Raw genomic sequence first — 16175 nt, 5'->3', positions numbered from 1 at the left:
CCCGCCACGCACTAGTCCATATGGTGAACTAGAAGCCGCATTGACCTAATTCATTTGCCAGTTCTTCGTAGTCATCCATGTTCTCAGCATCGGTTGAGACCGCTCCAGCGGCGTTCACAAACGTGCCAATAAGTGAGACGTTCCAGCCCGATTCATCGTGGATGGTGGCAAAGGCGAGGACGGGTGCATCCTCATCCAGGAGGATCGACACGTCAACGGGTTCACAGGTGCCGATTGTCAGCTTCTCATCCTCGAGCTTGATCTGCATGCTGGTCCCGGTCAGAGCCGGATTGAAGTCGATGAGGAACGCATCGAGTATCGCGAGGGCCGAGTGGTCGGAGATTTCCACGGATGTCGTTGCCACGTTGGACAGGCGCATGAGATCACCGAAGGTAACCTCTTGAATCTCAGGCATGTCTGCGAGGTAGATGGCAAGACCGATTCCGCGCTGTTCCGCAAGCGGCAGGTAGCCGAGCACATCGGTGATGGACTCATCCGACAGAGCCTTGATGAAGCGTTCGGTTGCTTCTTCCGGGCTGGAGGAAGGAGTCGGTGTCGTGAGGCTGAATTCGCCATTGCGCTGAATGTAGCTCTGACGCTCAGTTTCGTCCACGAAGTAGTCCGTGTTCATGTAGGAAACAATCGAGGCGATGGGTGATACGTACCAGCCCTTTTCCTCTTCCACCATGACAAGGACGAGTGGCTCCGATTCGGAGAATTCAAAGCTTGCCGGCCCGGTGTATGCCTCGTTTGCTGCCTCAATGACGAAGTCTGCAAGCTCCTCCTCATCCGCAGTACCTGCCATCGCGTACAGCTGCTCTTCCGTGTATAGCTCGGTCAGCAGATCAGCCGTGATCGCACCGAATTCATCCATGTCGGTGATTTCAAACTGGACGTTTCCATCGGTGATGCTGATTCCGGTCATGCCGGTCATGAGGGGCACCTCGGTCATGTCACCAATCTCGAGAGAATAGTCAACGACCTCGGTGTAGCGGTCCAGTGAGTCGGTCAAGAACTCCTGCATGTCCTCATCCGAACCGGTTCCCCCGCTCATGGTCTCCCACGAGTAGCTGAGCAAGAGCGAAACGAGAGCGGAACCGTACTGCTTCTCAGACGGAGACATTGATTCGTAGAACTCGGTGAAGTCTTCTCCGTTGATTCGTTCTGCCAGGAGGTTTGCTGCTTCTTCGGGGCTGCCGGCACCATCTGCCGCTTCGGCCTCGGAGGACCTACCGGTCCACCACCAGATGCCGAGCCCAACAAGCACGAGAACAATGACAACGAGAACCGCAATGATCGCTGTTGAACGACGTTTCTTTTCAGGGTAGCCACCCTGGACCCAGTTCTGGTTCGGACCACCGGGGCCTCCCGGGGGTGGAACCTGCTGCGGCCACTGGGACTGCTGGGGGTACTCCCCCGTTCCAGCGGATCCGCTCGACCACTGATAGTTCTGTCCCTCACCGGTGTGCGGGCTGTGACCGCTTCCCTGCTGCGGGTATCCCTGCTGGTTTTGGTATCCCTGTTGAGGATCGCCCTGCCACTGGGGGCCCTGTCCGGTGTGAGGGCTCTGGCCGGACCATTGCAGATTCTGACCTTCTCCCGTGTGCGGGCTCCCCTGACCCGGCGGGTATTGCCCACCGTGGGATTCGGGGTGTTCGTTCTGGGGGCGGAAACGGTCATCATTGCTCATGGCGTAAATTATGGACTACTTTCTGCCCTGCCGGGCCTCCCAACCCGACTTTGGGGACTGGTCCACCGCCAACGACCGGCGCATTTCCATGTATTTCTTCCCCGCGCATGCGAGATTCCCGCAACGCTGGCAGGCTCTCACACGACCCCGCAACTCCCCCACGCAGGTACCGTTGCGGCCCGTTTCAAGTCAGACATGTGCGGCACATTCGACGTGCACAAGACGGCAACAAAGAAACAGGTCAGCGCTACTTATGCACAACCTGGTCACGGCACAAGGACAGCTTGGCATAGCCACGACGTAGCTCCCCGGCGCCTCCCGAGCATGCATTCATTGCCATTTCTTGTTTCAGTAAGGGACCCACTTTCGCTCTTCCGTGGGTGACAATAGAGGTATGGAACGAGTGAAGATTGCTGTTTTGACCTCGGGCGGCGATGCCCAGGGCATGAATGCCATTGTCCGTTCAGTTGTCCGCACCGCACTTCACGAGGGGGCGAAGCCGTACGCCATCCGAGAAGGCTGGCGGGGCGCTGTTGAAGGCGGGGATCTCATTGAGGAGATGACCTGGTCCGACGTTTCCGACATCCTGCATCGCGGTGGCACCATTATCGGCACCGCGCGCTCCGATAAGTTCCGCGAGCGCGAAGGTATGAGGGCCGTGGTCAAGAACCTCATCACCCGAGGCATCGACCGTCTCATCTCGATCGGCGGTGACGGCACCCTGACGGGCACGAATGAGTTGGCGACCGAGTGGCCCTCCCTCGCTCAAGAACTCGTTGACCGGGGAGAGATCGATCAGGAGCTGGCGGATACTCACCCGCGCCTCTACATTGCCGGTGTCGTCGGTTCCATCGACAACGACCTGGTGGGGACCGACATGACCGTCGGAGCAGACTCGGCTCTCCACCGCATTATCGATGCCATTGACGCGATCTCCTCGACCGCTGAATCGCACCGTCGTTCCTTCGTCATTGAAGTCATGGGCCGTCACTGCGGCTATCTCGCGCTCATGAGCGCAATTGCCGGTGGCTGTGACTATGTGTTTGTTCCCGAGCAGCCGCCGGCTGACGGCTGGGAACACGACATGTGCGAAGCACTTAAGCAGGGCCGGGAGGCGGGACGCCGCGACTCCATCATTATTCTCGCCGAGGGAGCCACCGACCGAAACGGTGCCCCCATTACTTCCGAGCGAGTCAAGAACGTCATCGAAGAAGGACTCGGCGAAGGCGCCCGCGTCACGCTGCTTGGCCACGTTCAGCGCGGCGGTTCCCCCTCCGCCTACGACAGGTGGATGCCCACGCTGCTCGGCTACACTGCGGCTCTTGAACTGCTGACCACCGGCGGTGATCCATTCATTGTCGGCACCCGCCGCAACAGAATCGTCAAGCTTCCCCTCATGAAAGCAGTGGAACAAACGCGGGCGGTCAAGAAATACACATCCGAGGCGAACTACGAGGCAGCTGTCGCTTCCCGAGGGGGTTCCTACGGTGAGATGCTTCAGGTTTTCGACACCATGGCCTCCGCCATCCCCACCAGCACCGTCACCACTCCGAAGGGCAAGATCGCCGTCGTTCACGTTGGTGGCCTCGCCCCCGGCATGAACTCCGCGGTGCGCGCCGCGGTGCGCATGGGTATTGACCGCGGATATGAAATGGTGGGCATCAAGGGCGGCCTACCCGGCCTGGTGAACGGCGACATCATGCCGCTGTCGTGGTCCGAGGTGGATTCCTGGTCGGGTATGGGCGGAGCCGTACTTGGAACTCGCCGCCGCATTCCCTCCATCGACGAGTTCTACGACATGGGTCGCACCATCGAAGACCACGGTATTTCCGCAATCATGATGATCGGCGGGCTCAACGGTTACGAGGCTGCGATCAAGATGAAGGAAGAGCGCCAGCGCTTCTCCGCCTTCCGCATCCCCATCATCTGCGTCCCCGCCTCCATCGACAACAACCTGCCGGCCAACGAACTCTCGATCGGCACCGACACGGCCCTCAACACAAACGTCACCGCCCTCAATCAGATCAAGCAGTCCGCGTCCGCGTCCCGCCGTTGCTTTGTTACGGAAACGATGGGACGCAACTCGGGATACCTGGCCCTCATGAGCGCGATCGCTTCCGGTGCCGAGCAGGTCTATCTCGCCGAAACAGGGATCACCCTCGCTCAGCTTTCCGAAGACACGGAAAAGATGATTAACGCTTTCGAGCGTGGTCGTAGCCTCTACCTTGTTGTCCGCAACGAGTACGCCTCCGAGCAGTACACAACCGACTTCCTCACGCGAGTCTTTGAAGAAGAAGGCGGCGGCCTGTTCGATGTTCGCCAATCCATTATTGGCCACATGCAGCAGGGCGGGAATCCCACGCCATTCGACCGGCTGCTTGCGGTTCGCCTCGTGAACCGGGCCATGGCAGCACTCGATAAATACCTAGCAGCAGGTAAGGACAGTTGCACGTTCGTTGGCATGGAAGAAGGAGAGATTTCGATCCATCCCCTCAGCCACATGGAGGAGTATTGGGATCCAGAAACGAGGCTCCCCAGCAACCAGTGGTGGCTGGGCCTCAAGGACGTCACATATATGGTGTCCGACCCCTATTTCGGGGGAAAGGCGAAACCTCTGTCAATCCTGGTCTCACCCGAAGCTAACTAAACTAACCAGGCTGAACAGCTGAGAGCGCTCGGATACTTCAGTCCGGCATGTGGGTGGGCCTCCTGACAATGGTCAGGAGGCCCACCCACATCTCACAAATTCCAAAACCAGCTTTGCGACACTCTTCAACGTCACGATCGTGTTCTCACACGATCCTGCGAGCAGCGGCCCACCTGGCAAGCTCGTGCCTATTGGAAAGCTGGAGTTTGCGAAGGACTGCCGAGACGTGGGTTTCGACGGTTTTGATGGAGATGTACAGGTCGCTTGCGACTTCCTTGTATGCCATCCCCCTGGCAATAAGCCGCATGACTTCCTGTTCGCGTCCCGTGAGGCGATCAAGTTCATCATCCTGAACCGCAACATCTCCTGCCCCTGAACCGAAGGCATCGAGGACGAAACCAGCGAGCCGAGCCGAGAAGGCAGCATCACCCTCGTGGACTCTGCGGATCGCATCCCCCAGCTTTTCTCCCGTCACGTCTTTCGTGACGTATCCGCGAGCGCCCGCCCTGACAACCGCCACAACATCCCTTGCCGCATCAGAAACGGAGATGGCGAGGAACTTGGTGGTGGGATAGAGATCAGTGCAGTCGCGTACAACTTCGGCTCCTCCCCCTCCGCTTCCTCCCGGCATGTGCACATCGAGAAGGACAACGTCGGGGAGTGTGTTGCGGATGGTGGTGATGGCGGAGTCAACATCGTGGGCTTCCCCAACGATCTCGAAGCCTCCGACTCTGCTTAGCTCCCCCACCATGCCTGCCCTGGCGAGTGGGTGATCGTCGACGATGACAACGCGAATCATGAGACACCTCGTGGTAAATGGATGTGGACCTCGGTTCCGGGGTCCCGTCTTCTTATTGTGGCAGTTCCACCGTGGCGTTCAGTTCGCCCAAGAATTGATCCTTTAACTCCCTGACGGTCGTCTGGGATCTGGTCGATATCGAATCCGTTTCCGTGGTCTCTGATGAACAGATCGGTGCTGTCCTTGCTGAATTCGGCGTAGAACGTGACGGGGGCAGTCCCGTGTCGGACGGCATTGACGAGCGCTTCCCGCCCGGCTGCGAGAAGTGCTGCGCTGTGTTCATCCGCCTCCCCATCGCCCACCGCCACGTAGTCCACTTCGGTTCCGTAGAGGTCTTCAACTTCTCCCACCATGGCTTTCAGGGACTGGGAGATGGTGGAGGATTCTTTTTCTCCCTCGTAGAGCCAGGAGCGGAGTTGGCGTTCCTGGACACGGGCAAGTCGGGTCACGGTAGCGGGGTTGTGGGAAGAGTTGCGGATGAGGGTGAGGGTTTGGAGGACGGAGTCGTGCAGGTGAGCAGCAATATCGGCGCGTGCTGATTCGGACGCTGTCTCGCGCCTGGCCTGATCAAGCTCTCTCATCATCCGAGTTGCCGCGGGCCAGAGCCCACCGAGGGCAAGGACGAGCACGGATAGGCCGATGATGACGGACAGGGTTATCGTGCTGAAGTCTTCGTCCCGGACCGCGAAGATGAGGACCCCAATAACGAGGAGGACGATGCCGGAGATGATACGGATCAGCTGGACTTTGATGCTCCCGCCACTCGTTGTCCACGCCAGTCCCGCACCGATGACGATCAGGGTGATGGACACGATGAGTCCCAGGTTGATGTTGAAAACCTGGTTGCTGGCCCACAGGACGATCGCGGCCACAAGGATCAGCCCGGCAAGAACCAGAAGCCGGGTACGGAGACTAGGAACAAAGCGCTTTTCTACTCGATCCGGAACCTCCGTCGAGCTCGGGATGGTGAACGCGAGGAACAGGTACGCAAAGATTCCAGCGAACTGCACGAAGGCGAGCACGCAGAAAATGGCACGAACGATCCACACGTTGACGGCCAGGTGGTCGGCTATTGCCTGGCAGGTGCCGAAGATGAGCCGTCCCGACTCGGGCCTTCGTAACGGATATCGTTCCATGGCTAAATCTTCCCACGACCCGGACCCTGATAGCCCCCTCCCCTGCATATCTCAGGGATGAATCAGGGGAAGCCCCAATATCGGTGGGAACCGGTCCTGGTCAGAATGGAAGCATGACTGGTGATAGTTTTTTTGATTCGATTCGGCGGTTCGAGATTACGCGCCCCGATGATGCTCCGATGGCGGGTGTCAGCACGGCACTTGCCAAGCACTGGAATGTTGACCCGCTCCTCATTCGTGCCGCATTCATCGTGCTTGCCTTCTTTGGCGGCATCGGCATCGCCCTCTACACCCTGGGTTGGATGCTTCTCCCCGACCACGAGGGCCGTATTCACGCTCAGGAGCCCTTTTACGGAAAACTGTCACCGAGCCTGGTCCTCGGCGTGCTCCTCATGCTCCTCGCCCTTTCGGGCGGAAGAGTCTTCGGTCACGGGTGGGCATTCATCTCAATTGGTTCGATTGTCGCCACGATCATCACGATCGGTTTCATCGTCTGGCTCGTCATCTATCTCACCAATTCCGGCAAGCGAGCAAACCAGCAGCATTCCCCACAGAGAAACCACGGTAATACCGATCCCTTCACCTGGCAGACAACCCACGAGCAGGGATACTCAGAATCAATGTCAGGTTCCCCCGCCTTCTCCACGCAGGGCCAAGATTCCTGGTTCGGCATGAAAGAAAACGGTGCAAACCCGAGCAACTCCGCCTGGCAGGGGGCCCCTGATCCGACCGACCGATACGGTGCTGCCGATGGCGGAGCAGCAGGAACTCAATCTGCCGGAGCAGACCAGAAGCCATCTTCTCCCCTACAGGCTCAGCCCACAGCTCAGCAGACAGGCCACGCCCCAGATCGGAGTGCCCTGTACTCCGACATTGGGACCGAGGACAGGCCGGCCGCGAGCGGCAGGGCGGTGCTCCTCGCTCTAGCTTTTATGCTCCTCGCGGGTGCTGGCCTCACCTTCCTTATTGACCGCGGCATGACCTCCCTGTCGAACACGAACCTCCTACTCACCGGTTTTGCCATTGTCACGCTCGTCCTTGGCCTCGTTGTTATCGCTTACGGAGCCACGGGCCGCAGGGGTGGTGGGATCTCGTTGCTTGCGATCATGTCAGCTGTCCTCACCATCCCGATTGGTTTGGTGGCGACCTTCCCGCACAACGAACACCACGTGTTCATGGGTGAAGGATCATGGGCCCCAACAAGCCAGGCCCAGGTCGAAGGCGACTTCTCGTTTGTCATGGGCACCATGGATATTGACATCACCGACCTTGAGGAAGGCTCGTTTGATGTGGTGGGGCGCATGGGTGAACTGACGCTGACCGTTAGTGACGATCAGAAGATCGCGATCATCACCGACTTTGCTATGGCTGACATTCCCCCCAATGGGACGGGCAACATCTCCAACAACAGCCTGTCGGGTGAACAGGTCTTCTATATCGGAGACATCGACTCGGTGGCAGATGCCGACATTGTTATTAACGCGGACATCCTCATGTCCACACTCACCATTGAGAGGTCAAAATGACGAAGCAGCCCGTGCTCGGCACGATCATCATCGGAATCCTTGTTGTTCTCCAATCCCTGTGGATCCTCGCGGTCTCCCTCGGCTGGAACTTTGTCGCTGACATCAGCCTCACCGGGGTCTTGATCGCCACCCTCGTCGCTCTCGCTCTCCTCCTTGTCATCATCGCTCTCCTGCCTCGTGGCTCAAAGAAAGCCGAGGCACTCCGCTTCTCCCCCGTCACGGAACAGCTCGCCGTCAGCGGCGTGAGATCACGGCAGCAGGATGTTGTGGCGGACCTGCGCTGGCTCGATCCGAGTTCCCCGATCACGATCCCCGTCTCCACCACGGGTGTCGCCACGATCATCGTCAACTCCCCAGGTATTGAGATCCGTACCGATGCCAGCAATGTTGATATTGGGCCGAATATGGATATGACCTGGGTACGCAAGGACGGAAAGAAGAACGTGTACGTCGGCCCCGGGAGCGGCGAGCCCATCATCATCGTCGATGTCACCGCGCCCACGATCAGGGTGACGTCACAAGCCGATATTTCCTAACCAAATATTCGGCAGACACTGCACTTCAGCACTCGAATTACCGGGCCTTTCTCTGCGGCTCAGCCCCGAACATGTAAAAGGGATTGAGGCGGTGAAAGTTAAGGCCATAAGGGTGAGGACGGGAAGGGGCTGGTGGCCGAGAGTTCATCTCGGTCCACCAGCCCCTTTTCCGCTATCTCATTACCGCATTTAGAGCGCTGACCGGACACAGTCAATAACCAAGCCCGGATTCGGTTTCCGAATCTTTCTAGATCAGCACGCCCTCCAGCAGCGTTGTGTGGTTACCGAACCGGTGGTTTGTTGCCGAAATTGCCTGCTCTTGAACATAGGGCAGGAGTTCGACGCGGCCCGCGGGAGTGATGGGATCGGAGTAGATGCCAACATCGACGGATCCGCCAATCGCTTCGGCGAGCGCCTTCGAGTCTTCACCCAGCACCCGGATCCGCACACCATCAGCATCATCCGATAGTGCGGCTGCTCGCTCGTGCCAGGCTTCCTCTGTCTCAATCGTGACAACAATCCCGTGCTCAGCAAAGAACTCAGACACTGCAGTCGGCAGTGATGAAGTAACAGACACCTCGACCCCGGCCCCCAGGGTGGCGGCACCTGCGGCGCTCGCGATGACATCTCCGAATGGGGCATCCTCACCGCCGCGGATGATGACGCGGGGGAAGCCAACGTAACGGAGGACGTTGATCTCCACCCCGAGTGCTGACGGATCGTGCTCCACCCTGAACTCTGAGGCAAGAGCCCTGTCCATGCCCAGCAGGATTTCCTGCGTGCGCGTGGTGTCGTCAACGAGTTTGGCGGCACGGGACGCGATACGCAGGACCGTGTCGGTCAGGTTGCCGGCAGCGTTCTGTGTGAAGTCCGGTTCGACGTGGCCGAGTGAGTACAGGTAGTTGGGGCCACCGGCCTTCGTACCGGTTCCCACCGAGGATCGCTTCCACCCACCGAAGGGCTGACGACGCACTATCGCACCGGTGATGGTGCGGTTGACGTAGACGTTGCCAGCATGAACATGATCGAGCCAGTAGGCGATCTCGGCGGAGTCGAGGGAATATAGGCCCGCGGTGAGACCAAACTCCACAGCATTCTGCCACTCGACTGCTTCCTCGAGGGAATCGGCTCTCATGATTCCCAGGATCGGACCAAAGTATTCAGTCAAGTGGAACTCTGATCCAGGCGCAACGCCGGCGCGGATGCCGGGGGTCCAAAGTTTCTCATCCAGCTGCTTTGGTTCCAGCACCCAGGATTGGCCCGGTTCCAGCTGAGTTAGTCCGCGCAGGAGCTTGCCCGAGGCGGTCTCGGTCAGCGGCCCCATTTCCGTCCTCAGGTCGCTCGGGTGAGCAATGTGCAGGGAACGCACCGCGTCCACGAGCTGGTTGCGGAACCTTTCCGAATAACCCATGGAACCCACGAGGATCACAAGGGAGGCTGCGGAGCACTTCTGGCCGGCATGCCCAAAGGCGGAGGCAACGATGTCACGGACCGCCAGGTCAATATCGGCGTGAGGGGTGACGACAATGGCGTTCTTGCCAGACGTTTCCGCAAAGATCCGCATGTCGCTCCGCCAGGAACGGAACATTCGGGCAGTATCGATTGAGCCGGTCAAAATCACCTGATCGGCCTTCTCCACCAGGTACCGTCCCAGGCCCTTGTCCGCACCCGGTGCCGCCTCGTCAAGATTGACGAGGCGCAGTACATCCCGCGGCACCCCTGCTTCCCACATGAGGTGAGCGATGAGGGAGCCGATGCGGCGGGTGATGCGGGCGGGCTTGAACAGCACACCGGAACCGGTGGCAAGCGCCGCGAGAACGCCGCCCGCGGGAATAGCGATCGGGAAGTTCCAGGGCGGGGTAATGAGCGTTGCTTCAACAGCCTTGAATTTCGCACCCTCCAGCTCATCCAGTGCTGGGGCGAGGGAGGCGTAGTAGCGGGTGAAGTCGATAGCTTCAGAGACCTCCACATCTGCCTGATCAATGGCCTTGCCGGCTTCCGAACCGGCAGCCTCAATGAGCAGGCCGCGGTTGGCTTCAAAAACATCCGCAACCTTGAGAAGGACTTCCGCCCGTTCGGTGGCAGGACGCGCCGCCCACTCCCGTGCCGCGGTCCTGACCTCGTCAGCGATCTCATCGAGCTCAACTTTGGTTGTGAAGGTGTGTTCACGAGCTGTTTCACTGCCCGCAGTCGAGGTGGGGATGCGGGAGGCGATGTCGCGGGCCCACATGATATTGGCGGGCAGGGACGGATCCGTGTCGGGAGTGTTCGCGAACTCCGCGCCGATTGGTTCGGGGGTGGCATTGCGATCCTGCGTGCGCCGCGGCCCGAAGGCGATCCCCTCCTCCATCATCTTCGCCGCGGTCCGGAAACGCTCCGCCTCAACCTCGAAAACGGAGGCTTGGTCGAGGCTGAAGACGTTTGACATGAAGTTCTCGGGTGTCGCGTTCTCTTCGAGCCTGCGCACGAGATAGGAGATCGCCACATCGTATTCTTCGGGTCGCACGACGGGCACGTAGTAGAGGAGCGGACCCACGTCGTCGCGTACTGCGTGTGCCTGGGGCGTGGCCATACCGGCCAGCATCTCCACATCCACTTCAGTGCCAAGTTCCAGCCCGTTGTCCCGAGCGAGGAGCACGCCGTAGGCGAGGGTGAAAAGGTTCTGCCCGGCGATACCAATGTGGACGGCATCAATGTTGTCTCTTGTCAGGGCGTCACGGAGCATGACGAGGTAGTTGGCATCCGTGTCGGCCTTGCTCGGTTGGACGGCGAGCTCCCAGCCCCGCATGGTCGCATCGACCCGCTCCATCGACAGGTTCGCGCCCTTGACGATACGGACCTTGATGGGGGCTCCCCCGCGCGCCCGGCGTTCCTTCGCCCATGCGGTCAGGTCCGCGAGCGCCTCACGAGCATCGGGCAAGTAGGACTGGAGGACAATGCCGGCGCGATAGTCCAGGAATTCGTCGCGGTCGAGGATCTTCTTGAACACGTCGATGGTGAGGTGGAGATCCTTGTACTCCTCCATGTCCAAGTTAATGAAGGTGTCGTGTTCGCGTGCGCTCCTAAAGACTGGCAGCAGCCTCCTGACTGCGTCGTCGATTGCTTCGATCACGCCGTAGGGGGCGTGGTGTCCGATGACGGAGGAAACCTTGAGTGACACGTAGTCCACGTCGTCACGCTCAATAAGTTCCGTGGTGGCGTAGAGCCTGCGGGTGGCCTCAGCAGTACCAAAAACGGCTTCGCCCAGGAGGTTGAGGTTGAGTCTTGACCCATCGGCTCTCATCTTTTCAATCGTTGGTCCCAGCTTCTTGGGGGTCACGTCTGCGACGAGGTCGCCAACGAGTGCCGCGAACAGTTTGGTTGCGGCCTCGGTTGCGACCTTGGGTGCAAGCGGGGCTAGCTTCCCGCCGCCCTTGGCAAGGGTGGAGAGGTATGAGGGGAGGAAGGAGGCGTCTTGTGAGGAGATCTCGGCGAGCTTCTCGGCTACGACGTGCGGGTCTTCGGGACGGATCACGCCATCAACAAAGTTCACCGTATATTCGAGCCCTCCGGGGTGGTCGAGGACTTTCGAGAGGAGTTCAGATGCATAGGGTGTTGCATACTGCTGCGCACGATCAGACCATTCTTGCGCCTTGGCGATTGCTCGTGTTACGAGATCCATTCAACTACCTTCTTCCGTTAGGCAACGATGGTGGCATTCCCCCAGGAGGATAAGAACAGGAGTGTCGTTCCGCCACCAATCAGTGTCAGGGTGTCCCAGACTCTACCGCGAATATCTGGGAGGTAACCCGTTGGGAGGACCGCCCGCGCAATCCCTAACGTGATCATGCTGATCGCGAGCGCGAGGATTGAGAAGACTGGCCCGATGATGAAGGCAGTGGCGGTCACGACTGCGATCCATCCGCTCATCAGCCCAAAGAGTGATGAGGATGGTACGCGCTTTTCTCCCATAGGATTAACTGTATCGTTTGGAGGTTGTATTGCTAACAATTTGCGGAACCGGACTGGCTGGGCTTCGGGTAGCTGCGGAGTTGCGGGAGCGTGGCTATACGGGTCAGATACGTGCCATCGACCGCGAGGGCGTCCCGCCCTATGATCGCCCGCCCCTGACCAAGGAGCTTTTCGGAGACTACCGCAGGCCCCTATCTGCAGAGGGCTTCGGTCAGCTCTCCAAGCTCGTCGACGAGGTCATTCACGGCACGGTCACCAAGGTTTCGGGAACAACCGCTTACGTTGGCGATACTGCCTACGAGTCCGACACTCTCGTTCTGGCCCTGGGAGCGGATGCTCGGCAGATCATTCCCGGTTCCCTCACGATCCGCACTCGTGCCGATGCTGACAGGCTCCGCGCCATCACCGGGTCCGTCACGATCGTGGGCGGCAGCTGGCTCGGCTGCGAACTCGCCTCCTCCTTCCGCGCGGCCGGTCACGAGGTCACGATCGTCGAGATTGCCGATCAGATCCTGCCCGTCCTCGGGCCTGCCGCCAAGCCCATCGAGCAGGCACTGCTTGATCTTGGGGTAGGCATAACGAGGACCATGCCCGACCAACCCGGCACGATCATCGAGGCAACCGGAGCTATCCAAAATACGTTGGGCTTAGACCTGCGAACAGACCTGTGGGGCCGCACCGCCATTCCGAACGTCTATGCGCTCGGTGACTGTGCCACGCTTGAGCCCGGACCCCGCTGGGGCCATTGGAATACTGCCCTGCATCAGGCATCTCGCGTGGCGGAGGCGATCACGACAGATCCCGATACTGAGCCCGATCCCCTCCTCATCGATGTTTTCTCCACCATCGCCGGCAAGGAACTCATCCTCATTGGCGACACCGAGGGTACCCCGGTCACTCTTCCCGACGGGTCCCGGACCCTCTGGATCAAAGACGGAGTCCTCGTCGGTGGCTTCACGATTGACAGACCCGCCGATGGGGTGGCCGTGCGCCGCAATCTCGGTGCCACTCTCACAAACGAAGAAGCTATCGATTCCCTACCGCTGAAGAAGATCCTGCGAAGCAAACGCTAGAAAACCTGAGCGTACGAGCTTTGGCTCGCGTCAGCACATTGCGGGTTTTTAACGCATTTCGAGGTGTTCACGCATTGCGAGTAGCGCACTCTTACGAGTCACGACTAACGACATTGGTTCTAACGAAGACTGCCTCGAACGAGTGGAGGGCTCAGACCAGATCGGTCCAAGCCCTCCACCTTCACACCTCTACCGGTACGTCAATAATTGTCAGTGTGCGAAGTGGCGAACACCGGTGAAGTACATGGTGACACCAGCGGCATTTGCTGCCTCAATGACCTCGGCATCGCGAATCGAGCCACCCGGCTGAACGACTGCCTTCACACCCGCCTCGATGAGGACCTCAAGGCCATCGGCGAACGGGAAGAACGCATCCGATGCTGCCACGGAGCCGCGTGCGCGCTCCTCGCTGGCTGCGGTGCCTGCCTGGGCACCACCTGCGGTGTCCACGTCGGATTCAACCGCCACACCAAGTGTGTTGGCTCGTTCAACGCTGAGGCGGCACGAATCAACACGGTTGACCTGACCCATGCCGACACCGACCGAGGCACCGTCCTTGACCAGGAGGACGGCATTGGAGCGGACAGAGCGGACCGTGCGCCATGCGAACTCGAGATCATTGCGAGTCTGCTCATCGGCTTCGGGACCGGCCACGTGATCCCAGCCAGCAAACACGTCACCGGCCTGATCAACCTGGTCGCGTGCCTGCACAAGGAATCCGCCCGAGATCTGGGTAATGTCGCGCTGTTCTTCAGAAGGGGTGACCTTGAGAATACGGAGGTTCTTCTTGGTTTGAAGAAGCTCGAGGGCGTCCTCGTCGTAATCGGGTGCGACAATAACCTCGGTGAAGATCGGCTTCACCTGCTCTGCCATCGCCCTCGTCACCTTCCGGTTAGCGGCGATCACACCGCCGTAGGCCGAGACCGGGTCGCAGGCATGAGCCGAAGCGTGAGCCTGTTCGATGGTGTCGGCGGTGGCAATGCCGCAGGGATTGGTGTGCTTGATGATTGCGACGGTGGGGTCGAGGTGATCGTAGGCGGCGCGGAGCGCAGCATCCGTGTCACGGTAGTTGTTGTAGCTCATCTCCTTGCCACCGAGCTGGACGGCGTTTGCGACGCCACCCTTCCCATCGGCAGACAGCCACGCGGACTGGTGGGGGTTCTCGCCGTAGCGGAGGGTTGCGGTGCGGGGCAGGCCGACACCAACGTACTGTGGTTCCTCATCAGCAAGTTCGGTCATCCAGTTCGCAACGGCAGCATCGTAAGCAGCCGTGTGAGCGTAGGCGCGGGCGGCAAGGACGCGGCGCTCCTCTTCCGTGAAACCACCGCGCTCGAGGGCAACAATGGCGTCACCGTACTGGGACGGTGACGTGAGGACTGCGACGGAGGCGTGGTTCTTGGCGGCGGCACGGACCATGGCGGGACCGCCAATATCGATCTGTTCAATGCATTCGTCCGGGCTGGCACCGGAAGCGAGGGTTTCCTCGAAGGGGTAGAGGTTGACGATGACGATGTCGATGGGCTCAACGCCCAGCTCCTTCATCTGCGCCACATGGTCGGGCTTGCGACGGTCGGCCAGGATGCCTCCGTGCACGAGGGGGTGCAGGGTCTTGACCCTGCCGTCGAAGCATTCCGGGAATCCGGTCACGGACTCCACACCGGAGACAGCGATGCCTGCCTCGGCGAGGACGCGTGCGGTTGCTCCCGTTGAAATAATGTCGATTCCCGCGTTTGCGATGGCGCGGGCGAGGTCGACGATACCGGTTTTATCGAATACGGAAATGAGTGCGCGAGTCATGAATCTCCTCTTGACTATCCACCGTTAAGCCCAGGCGTGCGACACGGCAGTCACGGTCACTCCCCAATGGTGTTCCATCTTCCTCGCCAGTTGTGACCAAGAACGAGTCTAACGGATTGCGCGCTTCCGTCCCCAGGCCATGGCACCAATTCCACTCGCGATGAGAAGACCGGAAATACCGAGCAGCTGTTCCGAGTCCACACCCGTGTAGGGCAGCTCCCATTCATCTGCCACCGAAAGCGTTTCATTCGGTTCAAAAACACCCCGGTCGATGAGGTTGTTGCTGGCTGCGGAAATCACGGAGCGAAGCGTGCTCGTGGGCTGACCGGTGATGATGATGTCACGCGTTGCGTCATCGTAGTTTCCGTGCGAATCGAACACGGTGAAAACCAGGCGGTACACGCACGGGTATCCCCCCGGGCATTCCACCGGGTTGTTCCAGTCACCCCAGTTCGTCACCTCGGGCACCAGGTAGTGATCAACATCGTCCAAGACCGTAATTCCGCGAAGCAGGTCAGCCTCGGTCAGGTCAGCACGGCTGACGGCGGTGATGGGAGGGATCGAACTGATCCGGGGTGCCTGATTGACAGGTGACTGTGACGGGAACGGGTTCTCCGGGAACGTCGGATCAGGATTGCTCGAGGGCGGAACCGTGGGTTCCTCAGTTGGTTCCTCGGTCGGAGGATCCGTCGGCTCCTCGGTGGGTGGGTCCGTGGGCTCTTCCGTCGGCGGATCGGTCGGTTCCTCGGTCGGAGGATCCGTCGGTTCTTCCGTGGGGGGATCCGTCGGTTCCTCGGTCGGAGGGTCGGTCGGCTCGTCGGTGGGAGGCGTGACCGGTTCATCCGTCGGGGTGTCAGTCGGATTATCAGTCGCATCATCCGTTACCACGGGGGCAACAGGATCAAGGTCGACAGGATACGGTGCGGCCTGGGGTGCTGCTATTGCGGTAGCCCCCGTGAATAGTCCCGCGGTCACAAGAACAACCCCCATGGTCGTTCCTCTCACCCAGTGGCGCATCTG

Annotated in this window: 11 protein-coding genes and 1 riboswitch; of the genes, 4 read left to right on the top strand and 7 right to left on the bottom strand. The window is 59.8% G+C overall.

Features of this window, described 5'->3' with window-relative positions:
- Positions 1-28 precede the first annotated feature (28 nt).
- A complete protein-coding gene (locus tag BN1241_RS02440; RefSeq protein WP_054952130.1) occupies positions 29-1690 on the bottom strand; it encodes a hypothetical protein in 1662 nt (553 codons plus the stop codon).
- Between the two features lie 394 nt (positions 1691-2084).
- On the opposite strand from BN1241_RS02440, the gene BN1241_RS02435 reads away from it, so the two are divergent.
- Complete coding sequence (locus BN1241_RS02435; protein WP_054952129.1) at positions 2085-4337, top strand: 6-phosphofructokinase; 2253 nt, start codon at positions 2085-2087, stop codon at positions 4335-4337.
- Between the two features lie 145 nt (positions 4338-4482).
- Here BN1241_RS02435 and BN1241_RS02430 read toward each other — a convergent pair whose 3' ends face one another.
- Together BN1241_RS02430 and BN1241_RS02425 are read right to left on the bottom strand one after the other, a co-directional pair.
- Positions 4483-5136, bottom strand: a complete 654-nt coding sequence (locus tag BN1241_RS02430; protein ID WP_054952128.1) for a response regulator — start codon at positions 5134-5136, stop codon at positions 4483-4485.
- The gene (locus BN1241_RS02425) at positions 5133-6272 is read right to left on the bottom strand and encodes a PspC domain-containing protein (protein WP_054952127.1); all 1140 of its coding nucleotides are present in this window, start codon (positions 6270-6272) and stop codon (positions 5133-5135) included. Before BN1241_RS02425 ends, BN1241_RS02430 begins: the two co-directional genes overlap by 4 nt.
- A 113-nt stretch (positions 6273-6385) precedes the next feature.
- Here BN1241_RS02425 and BN1241_RS02420 point away from each other — a divergent pair, with 113 nt between their 5' ends.
- Positions 6386-7798, top strand: a complete 1413-nt coding sequence (locus BN1241_RS02420) for a PspC domain-containing protein (RefSeq protein WP_054952126.1) — start codon at positions 6386-6388, stop codon at positions 7796-7798.
- On the top strand, positions 7795-8334 hold the full coding sequence (locus BN1241_RS02415; protein WP_054952125.1) for a hypothetical protein: 540 nt from the start codon (positions 7795-7797) through the stop codon (positions 8332-8334). Before BN1241_RS02420 ends, BN1241_RS02415 begins: the two co-directional genes overlap by 4 nt.
- Before the next feature lie 247 nt (positions 8335-8581).
- On the opposite strand, the gene BN1241_RS02410 is transcribed toward BN1241_RS02415, so the two are convergent.
- Positions 8582-11995, bottom strand: coding sequence for a proline dehydrogenase family protein (locus tag BN1241_RS02410; protein ID WP_054952124.1), 3414 nt, complete (start codon positions 11993-11995; stop codon positions 8582-8584).
- Positions 11996-12012: 17 nt separating this feature from the next.
- Complete coding sequence (locus BN1241_RS02405; protein WP_054952123.1) at positions 12013-12285, bottom strand: DUF3017 domain-containing protein; 273 nt, start codon at positions 12283-12285, stop codon at positions 12013-12015.
- A 29-nt stretch (positions 12286-12314) separates the two neighbouring features.
- Between BN1241_RS02405 and BN1241_RS02400 the strand changes: the two genes are divergently transcribed.
- A complete protein-coding gene (locus BN1241_RS02400; protein WP_077138238.1) occupies positions 12315-13358 on the top strand; it encodes an FAD-dependent oxidoreductase in 1044 nt (347 codons plus the stop codon).
- 210 nt (positions 13359-13568) lie between these two features.
- On the opposite strand, the gene purH is transcribed toward BN1241_RS02400, so the two are convergent.
- Both purH and BN1241_RS02390 read right to left on the bottom strand, forming a co-directional pair.
- The gene (gene purH / locus BN1241_RS02395) at positions 13569-15155 is read right to left on the bottom strand and encodes a bifunctional phosphoribosylaminoimidazolecarboxamide formyltransferase/IMP cyclohydrolase (RefSeq protein WP_054952121.1); all 1587 of its coding nucleotides are present in this window, start codon (positions 15153-15155) and stop codon (positions 13569-13571) included.
- A 21-nt stretch (positions 15156-15176) separates the two neighbouring features.
- Positions 15177-15259: riboswitch (ZMP/ZTP riboswitch) on the bottom strand.
- Positions 15260-15263: 4 nt separating this feature from the next.
- Positions 15264-16145, bottom strand: coding sequence for an LPXTG cell wall anchor domain-containing protein (locus BN1241_RS02390; RefSeq protein WP_147599218.1), 882 nt, complete (start codon positions 16143-16145; stop codon positions 15264-15266).
- Positions 16146-16175: the final 30 nt, after the last annotated feature.

This window comes from Flaviflexus massiliensis (genome assembly GCF_001375495.1).
GTDB classification, from domain to species: Bacteria; Actinomycetota; Actinomycetes; order Actinomycetales; family Actinomycetaceae; genus Flaviflexus; species Flaviflexus massiliensis.
The sequence above is the reverse complement of the archived record's forward strand: the minus strand, read 5'-3'. Positions and strand labels throughout refer to the sequence as shown.